The organism is Bifidobacterium sp. ESL0769, assembly GCF_029395495.1.
Taxonomy (GTDB): domain Bacteria; phylum Actinomycetota; class Actinomycetes; order Actinomycetales; family Bifidobacteriaceae; genus Bifidobacterium.
The window spans coordinates 772,469-789,883 of record NZ_CP113918.1; the positions used below are offsets into that span (position 1 = coordinate 772,469).

At 56.2% G+C, this 17,415-nt stretch carries 13 protein-coding genes; 12 read left to right on the plus strand and 1 reads right to left on the minus strand.

Annotation, left to right across the window (positions count from 1 at the left end):
- Nucleotides 1–2 precede the first annotated feature (2 nt).
- The 10 genes from prmC (at nucleotide 3) to OZX72_RS03130 (ending at nucleotide 12,760) form a co-directional block, all read left to right on the plus strand.
- A complete protein-coding gene (gene prmC, locus OZX72_RS03085; protein ID WP_277158950.1) occupies nucleotides 3–1,079 on the plus strand; it encodes a peptide chain release factor N(5)-glutamine methyltransferase in 1,077 nt (358 codons plus the stop codon).
- 175 nt (nucleotides 1,080–1,254) lie between these two features.
- Entirely contained in the window at nucleotides 1,255–1,917 is a 663-nt protein-coding gene (locus OZX72_RS03090) for an L-threonylcarbamoyladenylate synthase (protein WP_277158951.1), read from the plus strand.
- The gene (locus tag OZX72_RS03095; RefSeq protein ID WP_277158952.1) at nucleotides 1,914–3,062 is read left to right on the plus strand and encodes an MraY family glycosyltransferase; all 1,149 of its coding nucleotides are present in this window, start codon (nucleotides 1,914–1,916) and stop codon (nucleotides 3,060–3,062) included. The genes OZX72_RS03090 and OZX72_RS03095 overlap by 4 nt, the downstream gene beginning before the upstream one ends.
- A gap of 48 nt (nucleotides 3,063–3,110) precedes the next feature.
- Nucleotides 3,111–4,661 carry an IMP dehydrogenase gene (gene guaB / locus OZX72_RS03100; RefSeq protein ID WP_277158953.1) on the plus strand — a complete coding sequence of 517 codons (1,551 nt, stop codon included), beginning with the start codon at nucleotides 3,111–3,113 and terminating at the stop codon, nucleotides 4,659–4,661.
- A gap of 423 nt (nucleotides 4,662–5,084) precedes the next feature.
- Complete coding sequence (gene orn, locus OZX72_RS03105; RefSeq protein WP_277158954.1) at nucleotides 5,085–5,735, plus strand: oligoribonuclease; 651 nt, start codon at nucleotides 5,085–5,087, stop codon at nucleotides 5,733–5,735.
- A 266-nt stretch (nucleotides 5,736–6,001) separates the two neighbouring features.
- Nucleotides 6,002–7,414 (plus strand): PIF1 family DEAD/DEAH box helicase, encoded by a 1,413-nt coding sequence (locus OZX72_RS03110; RefSeq protein ID WP_277158955.1) that lies wholly within the window; start codon nucleotides 6,002–6,004, stop codon nucleotides 7,412–7,414.
- A gap of 88 nt (nucleotides 7,415–7,502) precedes the next feature.
- Entirely contained in the window at nucleotides 7,503–9,317 is a 1,815-nt protein-coding gene (locus OZX72_RS03115) for a proline--tRNA ligase (RefSeq protein ID WP_277159345.1), read from the plus strand.
- 275 nt (nucleotides 9,318–9,592) lie between these two features.
- Entirely contained in the window at nucleotides 9,593–10,441 is an 849-nt protein-coding gene (locus tag OZX72_RS03120; RefSeq protein ID WP_277158956.1) for a 3-hydroxyacyl-CoA dehydrogenase, read from the plus strand.
- Nucleotides 10,442–10,843: 402 nt separating this feature from the next.
- Nucleotides 10,844–11,695 carry a 3-hydroxyacyl-CoA dehydrogenase gene (locus OZX72_RS03125; protein WP_277158957.1) on the plus strand — a complete coding sequence of 284 codons (852 nt, stop codon included), beginning with the start codon at nucleotides 10,844–10,846 and terminating at the stop codon, nucleotides 11,693–11,695.
- Between the two features lie 417 nt (nucleotides 11,696–12,112).
- Nucleotides 12,113–12,760 carry a single-stranded DNA-binding protein gene (locus OZX72_RS03130; protein WP_277158958.1) on the plus strand — a complete coding sequence of 216 codons (648 nt, stop codon included), beginning with the start codon at nucleotides 12,113–12,115 and terminating at the stop codon, nucleotides 12,758–12,760.
- Nucleotides 12,761–12,892: 132 nt separating this feature from the next.
- Here OZX72_RS03130 and OZX72_RS03135 read toward each other — a convergent pair whose 3' ends face one another.
- Entirely contained in the window at nucleotides 12,893–14,971 is a 2,079-nt protein-coding gene (locus OZX72_RS03135; RefSeq protein WP_277158959.1) for a M13-type metalloendopeptidase, read from the minus strand.
- A gap of 219 nt (nucleotides 14,972–15,190) precedes the next feature.
- Between OZX72_RS03135 and OZX72_RS03140 the strand changes: the two genes are divergently transcribed.
- Nucleotides 15,191–16,357: a DUF308 domain-containing protein gene (locus OZX72_RS03140; protein WP_277158960.1), complete on the plus strand. Its 1,167-nt coding sequence runs from the start codon at nucleotides 15,191–15,193 to the stop codon at nucleotides 16,355–16,357.
- Between the two features lie 260 nt (nucleotides 16,358–16,617).
- Nucleotides 16,618–17,394 carry a type I methionyl aminopeptidase gene (gene map / locus OZX72_RS03145; RefSeq protein ID WP_277158961.1) on the plus strand — a complete coding sequence of 259 codons (777 nt, stop codon included), beginning with the start codon at nucleotides 16,618–16,620 and terminating at the stop codon, nucleotides 17,392–17,394.
- The last annotated feature ends 21 nt before the right edge of the window (nucleotides 17,395–17,415 follow it).

The following is a 17,415-nucleotide window of genomic DNA, read 5'->3' on the forward strand; positions in this document are numbered from 1 at the left end:
TAATGGCGGAAGACGTGGTTTCTTCGACATCCGAGATGTTGCGGCAAGCGACCGAATGGCTCAAATCCGCGGGTATCGAGACACCACGAAACGATGCGAAATTGCTACTTGCCGAGGCGTTCGGGGTTGCGCCCAGCGATGTCGAGAAATCGGTATTGTTGGGTACGCCGCTGCATAGCACCGTAAACGACGACACGATCGATAGTGTCGATATCCATCGCATCAACGATGGTGACGATTCCAAAGGTGTTTCGCGACAGGGCTCGGAAATGAGAGAAGCGAACGGTTCTTCTGTAAACACCGATAATACTGCGGAAAATAATGATGCCGATACGCTTAGCGATGCCGATGACGCGGCGATTCGCCGTTTTGCCGTGATGGTGGCCAGACGCAAGCAACGCGAGCCACTGCAATATATCGTCGGCCATGCCCCGTTCCGTTATCTGGATTTAGAGGTCGGTCCGGGTGTTTTCATTCCGCGCCCCGAAACCGAAACCGTGGTGCAGGCGGCCATCGATTGGCTGACACACGAAAACATCAAGCCGAGCCGTCTGGTCGATCTGTGCGCCGGAAGCGGAGCCATCGGGCTCTCGCTCGTCACCGAAGTCTCCGGTAGCGAAGTCTGGGCAGTGGAACTTTCCGAAGAGGCCCTTGAATGGACGAAACGCAACGAGCAGAAGGTGTTCAAGGACAATTCACTGGCCGGTTACAACTACCATCTTTTCCACGCCGACGCTGCAAATGCCATGACGTTACAGCGGTTGAACGGAACGATCGACGCGGTGGTTACCAACCCGCCTTACGTGCCGATTGCGGAGATTCCCGAGCAGCCTGAAGTACGTGACCATGACCCGAAAATGGCTTTATACGGCGGTTCTGCGGATGGAACCTATACTCCGGAACGTATCATCCTGCGTGCGGAGAAGTTGTTGCGCAGCGGCGGGGCGTTGGTGATGGAACACGACATCTCGCAGGCCCAGTTGCTGGTGGATTTTGCCAGAACCCATGGTTTCCGCACAGCGCGTACCGGCGATGACCTCACCGGCCGCCCCCGTTATCTCTTTGCTGTCAAAGAGTGATAAGTCCCCAATTAGTCGTAATGAAAAGCGAAAGTGTTTCTTGTTCCTGTGCTTATGCGAGAGATGGAGTGGAAGTAATAGAAACTTGAATCACTTAGTGTAATACACTCGTGACTTGTTGGTGAAGTCGGGGCGCAATGGTGCAATTAAGACGTACTTTTGTGTTGGAGGCAATATGAGTGAAGTGCGTGCGATTGATGACGAATCCTTGGCTTTGGCGGCCAAGATTGTCAAGGACGGCGGGCTCGTCGTATTGCCGACTGATACGGTCTACGGCGTCGCTGCGAGTCCCTTCAGTGCCGAGGCCGTTAGCCGTATCTATGAGGCGAAAAGGCGACCGCGCAGCAAGGCGTTGCAGGTGCTGCTGTCATCCGTCGATGATTTGGATGGGCTTGGATTGTGTCTTCCTGTTCCGCTGGATCGGCTTGCCAAGGCTTTTCTGCCTGGCCCGTTTTCGCCGATTGCCGTGGCCGAAACCGGTTCGAAGCTGGTTACTTTGCGCGAGGAATTGAACGGCAGCAAAACTCAGGCCGTGCGCGTGCCGGATTCCGAGGCTTGCCTCAAGACGTTGCGTGCCACAGGGCCTTTGGCCTGCTCGAGCGCGAACCGCAGTGGGGGAGAAAGCCCACAAACGGTTGAGGAAGCGGTGGCAGCACTGGGCGATGACGTTGACCTGTATCTTGACGGAGGACCTACCGTGAGCCATGTCGCGAGCACTGTGGTCGCTGCGGATGCCGGCGAGCGGGACGGTATTTCGATTGTGCGCGAGGGCGTTATTTCCTCCGCTCAGGTGCGTGCCGCGTTGATGAATGCCGAAAACAGGAGTCTGCACGCGTGAGAGTCTACCTGTTTATCGCCGCGATTGCGGGAGGCGCCACTTGGCTAGTTACCCCCCTGATTCGCCATCTTGCCATCGAAATCGGTGCAGTAGGAGAAGTTCGCGCCCGCGATGTGCACACGGTGCCGACCCCGCGTATGGGTGGGCTGGCGATGCTCATAGGACTTACGGTAGCGATTGTGTTCGCCAGCAAAATGCCTTTCATATCAGGCCTTTTCGTCGGTTCGTATCAGGCGTGGGTGGTGCTCGCCGGTGCGGTGCTGATTTGCCTGCTTGGTGTGGCAGATGACCTATGGGACCTGGATTGGATGCTCAAACTTGCAGGTCAGCTCCTGATTTCCGTGTTCGTGGCGTGGGGCGGCGTGCAGATCATCTTCCTGCCGTTCGGCTCATTGGTGACGGCCTCGCCGAGCATTTCCATGGCCATTACGGCTTTCCTGATCGTTGCCTCGATTAACGCCGTTAATTTCGTTGACGGCCTCGATGGACTTGCCTCGGGCATCGTCGCCATCGGCGGCATTGCGTTCGCTGTTTATTCTTATGTGATAGCCCGTTCCACTCCGAGTTACGCTTCGATGGCCACGCTGCTTGACGTTGCCCTTGTCGGTATTTGCGTCGGCTTTTTGCTGCATAACTGGCACCCCGCGAAGCTCTTTATGGGTGATTCCGGCTCGATGCTTCTAGGTTATATGATTACCTGCGCATCGATCATCATGACCGGACACCTCGACCCGGCCTCCGTGCATACCAGCCTTTATCTGCCGGCGTTTATGCCGATATTGCTGCCGATTCTTGTACTCTTCCTACCCGTTCTCGACATGTGTCTGGCCATCGTGCGACGCCTGAGCAAAGGCCAGTCGCCGATGCACCCTGACCGCATGCATCTGCATCACCGCATGCTGCGCATTGGCCACAGCGTTCAGGGCGCGGTGCTGATCCTATGGGGCTGGGCGGCGCTGATTTCCTTTGGCTCGATCATGATTCTCTTCTTCCGCTGGCAATATGTGGCCATCGGTATGGTCATCGCAGCCGTGATTCTGACGATATGTACGATGTCCCCGTACCTGATGCGAAGGTGGCTGGAACTGCAGAAAGAAGAGGATCCGGACGTGCGCAATGCGCGACATTCCGGAAAGCACAAGTAACCACAACGAATGGTGATGCTCGTCACCCCGCGCCCATATAGTTGTGCTATGGCTTTAAATTCTCAACCTGATATCCAGTCATCATTCAATCCACTTCCTCCTGTTTTTGCAAAGATGGGATTGGCCTACGATGATGTATTACTTCTGCCCAACGAGACCGATGTCATTCCTTCTCACGTGGACACGACCACGCATCTGACCCGTGAAATTACCATGAAAGTGCCCGTACTTTCGGCTGCTATGGACACCGTCACCGAATCCGACATGGCCATCGCCATGGCACGAAACGGCGGCATCGGCGTGCTGCACCGCAATCTTTCCATCGACGATCAGGCCTCGCAGGTCGACATCGTCAAGCGCAGCGAATCGGGTATGATTACCGACCCGCTCACCGTCAACCCCGAGGCCACCCTTGCCGATCTCGACAAGCTGTGTGGCCGTTTCCATATTTCGGGCCTTCCTGTGGTCGACAGCGACAACAAGCTGCTCGGCATCATCACCAATCGTGACATGCGCTTCATCGCTTCCGAAGATTACGACAAGCTCAAGGTCAAGGACGTCATGACCAAGGACGGGCTCATCACCGGTCCGGCCAACATCTCGCGTGAAGACGCGCATGACCTTCTGGCTCGTCACAAAGTCGAAAAGCTGCCATTGGTCGATAGCGAAGGCAAGCTGGCCGGTCTCATCACCGTCAAGGACTTTGTGAAGACCGAGCAGTACCCGGACGCCACCAAGGACGATCAAGGCCGTCTGCGTGTGGCCGCGGGCATTGGCTTCTTGGGTGACGCGTGGCAGCGTGCTTCCGCACTGATGGAGGCCGGCGTCGACGTGCTGGTGGTCGATACCGCCAACGGCGAGGCTCACCTTGCCCTCGATATGATCAAGCGTTTGAAGTCCGACCGTGCGTTCAACGGTGTGCAGATCATCGGCGGCAATGTGGCGACCGCTTCCGGCGCTCAGGCCATGATTGATGCTGGCGTCGATGCAGTCAAGGTCGGCGTTGGACCCGGCTCTATCTGCACCACGCGCGTGGTAGCTGGTGTCGGCGTTCCGCAGCTTACGGCCGTCTATGACGCGGCCCAGGTCTGCCGTGCAGCCGGTGTGCCCTGCATCGCTGACGGCGGCATCCACTATTCAGGCGACATCGCCAAGGCGCTCGTGGCCGGTGCTTCGACCGTCATGCTCGGCGGTGCGCTCGCAGGCTGCGACGAGACCCCGGGCGAAAAGGTGCTGCTGCATGGCAAGCAGTACAAGCTCTACCGCGGCATGGGCTCACTCGGCGCGATGGCCCCGCGCGGCAAGAAGTCCTATTCCAAGGACCGCTACTTCCAGGCTGACGTCACCAGCAACGACAAAGTCATCCCCGAAGGCGTCGAAGGCGAAGTGCCGTATCGCGGTTCGCTCAACGCGGTGCTCTATCAGATGATCGGTGGCCTGCACCAGTCGATGTTCTACATCGGTGCCCACAACATCAAGGAAATGGCCGAAAAGGGCCGCTTTATCCGCATCACTACGGCAGGTCTGCGCGAATCGCATCCGCATGACATCGTGATGACCACCGAGGCCCCGAACTACAGTGGTTTCCACAACGACTGATATTTATTATTTTCTCAGTTCTAGCGCTAAGTAACTGACGTGGAGGGGCTGGGATATACAATGCTCGACACGCTCCGGGCCGCTCAGGCCAAGTCTTTACGGTCGATCATCGCATATCCCAGCCCCTCCACTCAACGATTAGAGTGATAAAGAACTGAATAATGTACGTGGTGTCGTTAAATGCTAATGAAGTTCGGTGCGGACTTATAAAGCGAAATAAAAATAATTAGGTGGTTGAGTGGTGGGGTGGGGATATGCGATGCTGTGGCATAAAGCTTGGCCTACCGGCCTGGAGGGTGCCTCAGCATTGTATATCCCCACCCCACCACGTCAGTAAGTAAAATAAACCAGACTAGTAGCTATCGGTCAGCCATGTGAGATAGTGTGTAGAGTTCTGTTAGTGGCAGCGAAAGGGTCAATATTATGGTGAATGCTCAGGATGACGAAACGTATTCGGCGGAGGATTCCCGCCTGATTTGGATCGACTGCGAGATGACCGGCCTCGATATCTTCGGCGGCGACGAGCTCGTGGAGGTCTCCGTGGTGCCGACCGATTTCAATCTGAAAGTGCTCGACGAAGGTGTGGATTATGTCATCAAGCCGTCGCAGAAGGCCGTCGACCACATGGGTGACTTCGTGCGCGCTATGCACACCCGTTCCGGCCTCATCAACGAGTGGGAGACCGGCCTGAGTCTGGCCGACGCTGAAAAGAAAGTCACCGAGTATGTCGCCCGCTTCACTCCGGACGGGGTCAAACCGCTGCTGGCCGGCAACACCATCGGCAGTGACAAGAAGTTCCTCGACCACTTCATGCCCAACTTCATGAGCCATCTGCATTATCGCAGCATCGACGTGAGCACCATCAAGGAGCTCGCGCGTCGCTGGTATCCGGCAGTGTACATGAACCGTCCGCCGAAGAACGGCGGTCACCGTGCCCTTGCTGACATCATCGAGTCGCTTGACGAGCTGCGTTACTATCGCGAGGCCTTCATGGCTCCGTCGCCCGGCCCGGACGAAGCCCAGGCCAAGAAGATTGAAGCCGACATCGAAGCCACGAGCCTACTCAATAAGTAATACGCGTGGCGAAAAGGTGCTTTTCTTCTCAGTTAGTTGGTAAATAGCGGCAAAAAGCACCATTTCAGGCTGATTTTGGTGCTTTTCTTACAGGTAGGGCACCAGACTGAGGTGAAAAGCACGTTTTTGAGGCGTTTTTGGTGCTTTTCTCACAGTTGGGGCAATGAACTGAGGTGAAAAGCACCTTTTGGGGTTGATGGTGGTGCTTTTACCACGGCATATGACAGTGGATAAGTAAGTACTGGCAAAAACAAAGGAGAAACGGCATGAAGCAGGCGGAAGCACTGACGATTCTTGACGCGGGGGCGAACGCGTTCATCACGGGTGCTCCTGGTGCCGGCAAAACCTACGTGCTGAACGAGTTCATCCGCTCAGCACGTGCCCGTGGCGCTTCCGTCGCTGTCACCGCATCCACCGGTATCGCGGCCACGCATATCAATGGCCAGACCATCCATTCCTGGTCCGGCGTCGGCGTCTCACAGGTCATGACCTCGGAACTGCTGAAACGGATTCGTTCGCGTCGTAAGCGCAAGATTGAGGCGGCCGATATTCTCGTCATTGATGAGGTTTCGATGTTGCCCGCGTGGCTTTTCGACATGGTCGACGACGTCTGCCGAGCGTTGCGGCACAGCCCCGAGCCGTTCGGCGGGCTGCAGGTCGTGCTCTCCGGCGATTTCTTCCAGTTGCCGCCGGTCAAGAAATCATTCCGTCGTGACGATATGGCGCCGAGCCCGGAATTTTTGATGTCACGTCAGCGTTATGCCGATGCAGGCAAGGACGCTGACGGATTCGTCACTGAATCGTTGGTCTGGGATGAGCTCAATCCCGTGGTCTGCTATTTGACCGAGCAACACCGTCAGGATGATGGCCAGTTGCTCACCGTGCTCACTGATATTCGCGAAGGCGGCGTTACGCAGGAAGATCATGACGTGCTTGCCGACCGTCTTGGCAAATCGCCTGCTGATGGGGAAGTGGCCGTCCATCTGTTCCCGGTCAATAAGCAGGCCGACACGTTGAATGATCTGCGACTTTCGCAGATTCACGATGAAACGCACGACTATGTCGCCGAATCGGCGGGTCCGGCCAACCTGGTCAAAAGGCTTAAGAAGAACATGCTCGCCCCCGAAAAACTGGAGCTCAAAACCGGGGCGGCAGTGATGGCGTTGCGTAATGATGCCGATCACCAGTATGTCAACGGATCCATTGGCAAGGTGGAGGGTTTCGTTTCAGAAGCGAAGGGCGGCTGGCCGATTGTTGCCTTCGAAAATGGCAACACGGTGACCATGAAGCAGGCTTCGTGGGACATGATGGACGGTGAGAGCGTACTGGCCAGCGTCAAGCAAGTGCCGTTGCGTTGCGCCTGGGCCATCACCATCCACAAGTCGCAAGGTATGACCCTCGACCGCGCGGTGATGAACCTGCGCCGCACTTTCGCGCCCGGTATGGGCTATGTGGCGCTTTCCCGTGTGGAAAACCTCGACGGCCTTTATCTTGATGACATCAGTGAACGCGCGTTCATGGTCTCACCTGACGCCGTTTTGCTGGACGGTGAGCTTCGTGACAATTCCAAGGCTGCTTGCGCCCGTCTGGCCGAAGAAGGCAGCGACGCCTTCACCAAACAGGCTTCCGGTCAGCTCGCTGGCGACACCGACGAATTCGCCCAGGACGAGCTTTTCTGAAGCGTTTACATATAATTTGTCGTTATTCGCAACGTCGTCAATGTCGGCTCGCGCGAATAATTTAGGAACCATGACAAAAGCACTTCGTATGTCCACCCTGTTCCTGCGCACGCTGCGCGAGGACCCCGCTGACGCCGACGTCGATTCGGCGCGCTTGCTCCAGCGAGCCGGCTATATCCGCAAGGCCGCGCCCGGCATCTGGACCTGGTTGCCGCTCGGCTTGAACGTTCTCAACAAAATCGAGACCGTAGTTCGCGAGGAAATAAACGGCATTGGCGGCCAGGAGGTTCATTTCCCGGCCCTACTGCCGAAGGAACCGTATGAGGCGACGCATCGTTGGGAAGAGTACGGCGAGAACATCTTCAGACTCAAGGACCGTCACGAGGCCGATTACCTGCTCGCGCCGACCCACGAGGAAATGTTCACCCTGCTGGTCAAGGACATGTATTCCTCTTATAAGGATTTGCCGGTTACGCTCTACCAGATCCAGACCAAGTACCGTGACGAATTCCGTCCGCGTGCCGGTCTTGTGCGTGGCCGAGAGTTCATCATGGAAGACGGCTATTCCTTCACCATCGACGAGGACGGCTTGAAGAAGGCCTACGTCGAAGAACGCGATGCCTACGAGCGTATCTTCAAACGTCTTGATCTTGGCTACATCATGGTGCACGCGGTTTCCGGGCCGATGGGCGGCTTCGAATCGCAGGAGTTCCTTTCCCCGATGGCCATTGGTGAGGATACCTTCGCCAAGGCTCCCAGCGGCAAGGCTTGGAACGTCGAAGCGTTGACCACGCCTGAGGTTCCGGCTGTTGATTGCTCCAAGACCCCGGCGATGAGCCTGCGTGATCTGCCGGATGCCAAGACCATCGACGACATGGTCAACCAGTGCAACGCGCTCTATCCGCGCGAGGACGGCCGTGGCTGGGCGCAGACCGATATGTTGAAGAACGTGGTCATCGCGGTCAAACATCCCGGCGAGCCCGATGACGAGAACGAAGAGCATCGCAAGCCGTGGCGTGAGGTTGTCGTCGTGGCGCTGCCCGGCGATCGCCAGATTGATATGAAGCGCCTTGAGGCGCAATTCGCGCCTGCCGAGATCGAGGAAGCCAACGAGGCCGATCTGAAAGCTCACCCCGAACTGGTCAAAGGTTATATCGGACCGTCGGTTCTGGGGCCGCAGGCGCGCGTCGAGGATTCCGCTATCAAGGATCCGGTACGTTACTTGGTTGACGCGCATATTGCTGAGGGTTCCGCTTGGGTCACCGGCGGCGACAAGGATGGTGTGGATGCTTTCGACATGGTTTATGGTCGTGATTTCAAGGCTGACGGCACTGTCGAGGCCACCGAGGTACGCGACGGTGACATGAGCCCGGACGGCTCCGGCCCGCTGAGCTTCGAACGCGGCGTGGAAATCGGCCAGGTCTTCCAGCTTGGCCTCAAGTATTCCGAGGCGCTGGGCCTCAAGGTCCTGAACCAGAATGGCAAGGCTGTACCGGTGTGGATGGGCAGTTATGGCATTGGCGTCTCGCGCGTCATGGCCTGCATCGCCGAAACCCACCACGACGAAAAGGGCTTGGCCTGGCCGGTCAATATCGCGCCCGCCGCCGTGCACGTGGTCGCCACGGGCAAGAAGGACGAGGCGTTCGACGGTGCCGAGAAGCTGGTCGCCGAGCTTGAGTCCAAGGGCCTTGAGGTCATCTACGACGACCGCAAGAAGGTCTCGCCTGGTGTCAAGTTCAAGGACGCCGAGCTGCTGGGCGTGCCGCTGGTCGCCGTGGTCGGCCGCGATTATCTCAACGACGGCACCATCGAGGTGCGCGATCGTAACGGCGAGAATGCGGTGAAGGTTCCGGCTGGCGAAGCCGCCGAAACCCTAGCGCAACGCTATTCCGCGATGCTCTAAATCATTAGTGCAACAATCGAATGTGGTCGTCTCCCATAGTGGAGGTGGCCACATTTTTTATGCGATAACAAGCCCGATAAATCATCGAAAAATATGTAAAAATTACCTAAATTTATATTAAAAAGGTAATTTAAATATGCGATTGGCCGCGCTTTAAGTAAAATGAAAATGTAAGACTTGGAGTCGCATCGAAGAACTGATGCCGTTCCGAAGTACACAGGCCGCTGCGAGTCCGTCGGATGTATTCGCGGCGACGATAACGAAAGAAGAAATCAATGCAGAATCTTACGGTTTTGGGCACTGGTGTCCTCGGTTCCCAGATTATTTTCCAGTCGGCCTATAAGGGCAAGGACGTTGTCGCCTATGATATCAGTGACGAGATTTTGGCCGGGCTTCCGGCGCGCTGGGAATATCTGAAGAAGCAGTACAAGCGCGATATTCCCGATGCTACCGACGAGAAGCTCGATGCCGCCGTCTCGCGCATTCGCACCACTGCCGATCTGAAGGATGCGGTCAAGGACGCCGACATCATTATTGAAGCCATTCCGGAACGTCTCGACATCAAGCAGAGCACGTGGGAGAAGGTTAGCAAATATGCGCCGGACAAGACCGTGTTCTGCACCAATTCCTCGACGCTGCTGCCGAGCAGGATGGCGCCGTTCGTCGATCGCCCAGACAAGTTCCTGAGCCTGCACTTCGCCAACGAGATCTGGAAGTTCAACACCGGCGAGGTCATGGCTCAGCCGAAGACCGATCCGAAAGTGTTTGAAGAGGTTGCACAGTTCGCCGAGGAAATCGGTATGGTCCCGATCCGCGTGAAGAAGGAACAGCCCGGCTACCTTCTCAACTCGCTGCTGGTGCCGCTGCTGAATGCTGCCGCCGACCTGTGGGTGCGTGGCGTGGCCTCAGCCGAGGATATTGACAAGACCTGGCGCATCGCCACCGGCTCGCCTGAAGGCCCGTTCCAGATTTACGATACCGTCGGTATGATGACCCCGTACAACCTTTCGAAAGACAGCCCGGATCCGGTGCAGCGTGAGTTCGCGGAACGCATCAAGAAGGATTACATCGACAAGGGCAAGCTGGGCAAGTCCACCGGACATGGCTTCTATGACTATGAGTGATTGCTGGGTCGGCTTGGTTTCGCTTTCCGGAACCTGCTCATTGCCGTTTGTTGTCGGGAAGTGCTTGGTTGCCATTCGATAAGCAACGGCTTAATTGCTATCCGGCGTCGTGCATCAACCGATGTACGGCGCTTTTTCATGTCCGTTTATGTTTGTGCTTCAGTACCTGCCATTGCCGGTTTTCCTGATTTCGGGTATGATAATTCTGGCTTTTACGGCTAATCATTTTGTCTGATAAATCACTAATTTTTTGGCTTGAAAACTATGTTTCTACAAATTATTCATGTATTATGAAAGAGCAATTATAAATGAAATGTAATTATTCGATGTTTGAGTGATTGATGTTTTCAAGGCGTTTCACGGAATGATGAGGTTCTGTGAAACGATTGATGAAAGAAGGCAATGATGCAGAATCTAACAGTACTGGGTACAGGTACTCTCGGTTCCCAGATTATTTTCCAAGCGGCGTATAGCGGCAAGAACGTGGCTGCCTACGATATCAGCGACGAGATTCTCGCGAAGTTGCCGGCGCGCTGGGAGCAGCTCAAAGACAACTATCGGCAGGATGTCAAAGGCGTGACCGAGGAAAAGCTCGACGCCGCGGTTTCGCGCATCCACCCGACGGCCGACATCAAGGAGGCGCTCAAAGACGCCGATATCGTCATCGAGGCGGTTCCGGAACGGCTTGACATCAAGCAGGATACATGGAAGAAGGTCAGCGAGAACGCGCCGGCCAAAACGATTTTCTGCACGAATTCTTCGACCCTGCCTCCAAGCAAGATCGCGCCGTTTACCGACCGCCCGGAGAAGTTCCTGTGCCTGCACTTTGCAAACGAGGTCTGGAAGTTCAACACCGGCGAAGTGATGGTGCAGCCGAAGACCGATCCAAAGGTTTTCGAAGAGGTTGCTCAGTTCGCCGAGGAGATCGGTATGGTCCCGATTCGCATCAAGAAGGAGCAGCCGGGTTACGTGCTCAATTCACTGCTGGTTCCGCTGCTCAACGCCGCTGCGGATCTGTGGGTGCGCGGTGTGGCCTCGTTCGAAGACATCGACAAGACTTGGCGTATCGCCACGGGCGCGCCTTCCGGCCCGTTCCAGATTTACGACACCGTCGGTATGATGACGCCTTACAATCTTTCCAAGGATTCGACCGATCCCGTCCAGAAGGAGTTTGCGCGTCGCTTGAAGGAGGACTTCATTGACAAGGGCAAGATGGGCAAGATTTCAGGTCACGGCTTCTATGACTATGAGTGAGTAGCTTCGAAGCTTGTGCATGCATTCATTATTTTCTTCAAATCCGGTAGTGGCGCTGCGTATCATTTGGTACGCGGCGCCGCTACCGTTTTTGGTGGTTTGGCCGATATTCTGTTTCTCGACCCCGTTCTCCCTTGTACGTCTTTTTCGTCGTGCACATTTCGGATTTCGCTGTGGATACCGCTTGTTTCGTCCACATTGCATCCACAACACGCCGGGACCCCGAGCATTCGACCACAGTGCTCGGTTTGGCTTGAAAACCTGAGGTTCCGTCCTGCATACTGGAAGAACCGCGGGGTACGTTTGAGCCGGTTTCAGCGCTGGGATTTTGCTGCATATGTGGCTGGGTTCCGTTGCTGGTGACGTATCCCGCAGTCCACCAACAGACAAATACAATTTCGCAAGGGAGCAGAGCCGATGACACAGCAAGGTACGGTGACGATTTCAGGGTTCATGGGCGCAGACCCGCAAAGTTTTGGCAAGGAAGGAGGCCCGGCCGCCGTCTCGTTCAGAATCGGTTGCACAACGAGGTATTTCAACCCTACGGTCAACGAGTGGCGCGACCGTCCGACGACGTGGATTACCGTTAAGGTATTCCGCCAGTTGGCCGAGAATGTGTTTTCGAGCCTGCACAAGGGTGATCCGGTCATCGCCACGGGAAATCTGGCGACTGAGGAATGGACTCGTGAAGGCGCGAAGCACAGCAAAATGGTGATGGAAGCGACCAGCGTCGGCCACGACCTGAGCTTCGGTACCTCGACATTCCAACGCGTGAAACTGAGCGGCAAGGAACAGGGGAACGCGCATAATTCGGGTGATGCAGGGCAGAGCCAGAATCAGAACGTGGCGGCCAGCAGCAGTGAGGTACAAGCCGATAAGCCAAACGGAGGCCAGAATCGGGGTTCAGACGACGGGAACAATAACCGTCAGGGTAGTGGAAGTGGTGGTCGTAGCTTAAACGGGAATGCGGAACCCGGAGACGAAGCCGGTGAAGATCCGTGGGATGCCAGCGAAGTCTTTGAAGGGCATGCCACGGCCGACCGCTTGGTGGCCTCTGTCGGATAATAAACGTGAATTGAATAAGAAAGTGGTCGGGGCACAATGACTGTGCTCTGACCACGATATCGTCTCGTCGTACTCAAGCAAGCCCCAGGCAATCGGTTATTGCATATTGCCATCGACTCGCTTGATTATCGGCTACCAGATGGATACGCGCTCTTCGGGGGCAAGCCAGAGCTTGTTTTCCGGCTTGACGTCGAAAGCTTTGTAATAGAGGTCAACGTTGCGCACGATGCCGTTGGTGCGGAACTCGGCGGGGGAGTGTGGATCGATCTGCAGGTACTGTTCCGTTAGCTCTTCGCGCTGGGCGGTGCGCCAGATGGAGGCGTAGCTCAGGAAGAAGCGCTGAAGGCCGGTGTATCCGTCGATTTCCGGTGCGCTCGCCAGCGAAGCCGCCACAGCTTGCGACGAACCGTCAACCGGACGCCCATCAGCCTTGTCGAGCGCGAAGGCATAGGCCTTCAGGCTGATGTTGACACCGCTCAGGTCGCCGATGTTCTCGCCGATGGTCAACGCACCGTTGACGTGCGGGGCCTGGTTTAGGTCATCGCCATATTTCTCTTGGAGTTGGGAGGGGATGAATCCGTTGTATTGGTTGATCAGCGCCGTGGTGAGTTTCTGGAAGTTCGCCTTGTCGTCGGCGGTCCACCAGTCGTTGAGTTTGCCGTCGCCGTCGTATTGGCTGCCCTGGTCGTCGAAACCGTGCCCGATTTCGTGGCCGATGACCGCACCGATACCGCCGTAGTTGGCCGCGTCGTCCGCGTCTGGGTTGAAGAACGGCGGCTGAAGGATGGCGGCGGGAAAAACGATGACATTCATGGAAGGCTCGTAGTAGGCGTTGACCGTCTGTGGGTTCATCAGCCATTCCTCGCGGTCGACGACCTGGCCGACCTTGGAGAACTGGAATCCGGTCTCGTAGGCGACGGCCGCATTGAGGTCTTCCATCAGGCTCATTTCGGGCTTGATGTCAAGAGCGGTGTAATCGCGCCAGTGATTGGTGTAGCCGATCATCGGGGTAAACTTCGAAAGTTTTTCGAGGGCCTTCGCTTTGGTTTCCTCGCCCAGCCATGCGCTGCCGGAAATGGAGACGCGATAGGCCTCGATGATGTTGGCGACCAGCTGTTCCATCCGTTTCTTCGAGCTTTCGGGGAAGTGGAGACGAACATATTCTCGTCCGACTTCCTCGCCGCAGATGCCGTTGACCAGTGAGACGCCGCGCTTCCAACGGTCGCGCTGCTGCTTGGCGCCCGAAAGCACCTTGCCGTAGAAATCGAACTGGGTCTTGTCGAAATCACTGCTCAATGTGCTGGAGGAACCGCTGATCATGCTTACACGTGCCCAAAGCTTGAGGTCTTCGAGGTCACTTTGGTCCCAGAACTTGTCGAAACCGGAAAGGAAGCTCGGTTCGTGCACGATGGTGCGATTGAACGCAGCCGCAAGATTCAGCGGCTGGGACTTGGCGGCGGGCAGGGCATTGTAGGCGGACTGCCAGGTTTCAAGCCAAGAAGTGATGTCGAAGTGGGAGAGCGTCGAGCGCAGCTCTGCGAAGTCGGTGGGATTGTAGGTTTTCTGCGAGTCACGGGTGGCCACATTGTCCCAATGGTTCGAAGCGATTTTGGTCTCGATCTCAAGGAAACGCTTGGCATCCGCTTCACATTTCGTGCTGTCGCCGTAATTGGCCAGCATCAAAAGCTTCATGACCATGTGTACGTACTGCTCGCGAATCGGGGCGTAATGATCTTCGCGATAGTAGGCCTCGTCGGGCAGCCCGATGCCGCCCTGCTCGATATGCAGGATGTTGTGCTCGGGGTCACCGGGGTCGCCGTAGACACCGCAATCGAAGAAATCGGGCCCGCCGAGCGTACTCAGCTCGCCCAGAACCTTCGTCAGCTCAGCTTTGTCAGCGGCGTTGTCGATGCGATCGAGCGCATCCTTGATGGGGCTGATGCCGGCCGCTTCGATGGCATCAGTGTCGAGGAAGGCATGGTAAAGGCTCTGCGACTTGTGCGCCGTGCAATTTTCGTCCTCGAGGATGTCGCGGATCTGGCTTTCTGAATCCTCGGCGAGCTTGTCGAAAGCGCCGTAACGTGAGCGGTCGTCGGGAAGTTCGTAGGTGTCAATCCATGGTCCGTTGACGAAGCGGAACAGGTCGTCGCCGGGGCTGATAGTGCTGGAGAATGAGGTCGTATCAAGGCCTGAAATCAAAGGTGTAGACATGGCTCCACTGTATCGGCGTTCGCTGACAAGAAACGGGAAAAGAATAAAGGAAAACCGTGCGGGACCGGGTGGTTTTTATCGGTATTTTCTGCGGTTTTGGCAGCAATAAGATGATAGCAAAGGAATAGCTTTTATTTTTATCTGTTGAATGACATGGCAGTTGAATTGAAGTGCCGTCACATGATTTCATGGTGACGGCAACAAGAAAAAGGAGTCGGTATGTCAGACGCCAACACCAATGAAAATGATTCGAATGTGAATGAGAACAGTGACAACAATCGGGAACAGTCAACCAACCAGCCCGCAGGACAGCCGGAGTATGGGACTTATGCGCCCAATGCCAACGCTATGAACGGCAGTCAAAGCCAGTCCGGGAACGGTAATGCGTACGCGCAGAATACGGCTTGGGGCAACCAGAACTACGGACAATATGCCGGCAATCAAGGCGGTGCCACGCAAGGTGGCGCTCCGCAGGGCGGGCCGAACGGTAATCCGTACGTCTATAACGGTCAAGGTCAGAACCCGAATCAGGCTCCGTACAACGGACAGAGCCAGAATGCCAACCCGAATCAGGCTCCGTACAGCGGCTATGGCCCCAACGGTTACGGTCCGTATGCCAACGACCCCAATCAGTATGGTCAGCAGTATCAGAACGGCAATGCCTACGCTGCCGGTAACCAATATGCCAACGCGAACCAGAGTGGCCAGTATCAATACGCGCAGAGCGGGCAGCAGCAAGCCAACAACGGCGGCCCCGCAGGTAACAGCAACCATTTCAACTCCCGCTCTGCCGAACCCGGCAGCAACGAATGGTGGCGTATGAACCCCTTCAAGCTGGCCGAGGAGTGGTTGCCGAACCAAGCGAAGAAAACCATCCGCATCGTCTACGGCGTGGTCGGAATCGTTGCTCTTTTGCTCGGCCTTGCACTGCTGATTTGGCCAGGTAAGACGCTGGTGGCCGTGGCTATCGTTTTGGGCGCCTACTTCGTGGTCTCTGGTGTTATCCGCGTCATCGGGGCCATTGTAGAAAACGGATTGCCGGGCGGTTGGCGCGTGCTCGATATTCTCGTCGGTCTGCTTTTGGTGATTGGCGGTGTGATTATGCTGAAGAACACGGCGATTTCCACGGCTTTGCTCACGATTTTGGTCACGCTCACCGTCGGCATCGGCTGGATCATGGAAGGCATCATGGCGCTCGTGGAAACCTGGCGTCTGCCGAAGTCCGGCTGGGCGATTTTCTACGGCATCATTTCCATCCTCGCCGGTATCGTCGTGCTCTTCTCTCCGTTCGCCTCGGTTATCATCCTAGTCGTTTTCGCCGGTATCGCCATGGTGGTCATGGGTATCCTCGCCATCGTCCGTGCCTTCCGCTTCGGCAAGAACTGATAGCAACATCTGAAAGCCGGTAGCGCCCTGCAAAACCGATAGAGTTGCAGGGCGCTTATCGTAGCTGTCGATATTTAACAGTGATAGAGCTCATCGATACGAACACCCCGATGTTCCGAACAATTCATTTAGAACGTCAGGGTATTTTTCATATTTGATAACAACAAATTGTTTTCGATAATATTTCGTTGCGAATTCCCTCATGAATCGAATTAAAAGATCGCTCCAAGATTGTTGACCGAGCGAAGTAGGGTGAAGGCATGATTGAATTGAAAACGCCAAAGGAAATCGCTTCGATGAAGGTGGCCGGCCGCTTCGTCGGCAGCATCCTCAAAGAGCTGCAGGAAACCACCAAAGTCGGCACCAACCTGCTCGAGATCGACGACCTCGTCCGTCGCCGCATCGAAAGCCGTAAGGGCGCCGAATCCTGCTATGTGGATTATGCGCCTGATTTCGGCACCGGCCCGTTCAAGCATTACATCTGCACGTCGGTCAATGACGCGGTGCTGCACGGGGTTCCTTATGATTACGCCTTGAAAGACGGCGATTTGGTGAGCCTCGATCTGGCCATCAGCGTCGACGGATGGTGCGGCGATTCAGCGGTGAGTTTCGTGGTCGGTAAAGACCCGAATCCCGAAGATATCGCGCTCATCAAGTGCACGGAAGAGGCGCTCGCAGCCGGCATTGAAGCCGCGCAGTCCGGCAACCGGCTCGGCGACGTCTCCGCCGCGGTCGGCGACGTGGCGCACGAGCACGGTTACACGGTCAACATGGAGTTCGGCGGACACGGCATCGGCCACGTCATGCACGGCGACCCGTTCGTGCCCAACGATGGCAAGGCTCATCATGGCTATAAGTTGCGCCCGGGCCTGACGATCGCCATCGAACCGTGGTTCATGAAGACCACCGACGAGATCTATCAGGATGCCAAGGACGGCTGGACGCTGCGCAGCTCCGATGGTTCCAACGGTGCCCATAGCGAGCACACCATCGCCATCACCGACAACGGCCCCGAGATTCTGACCGTTCGGGAGTAATCGTCGGTTTGGCTGAATAAT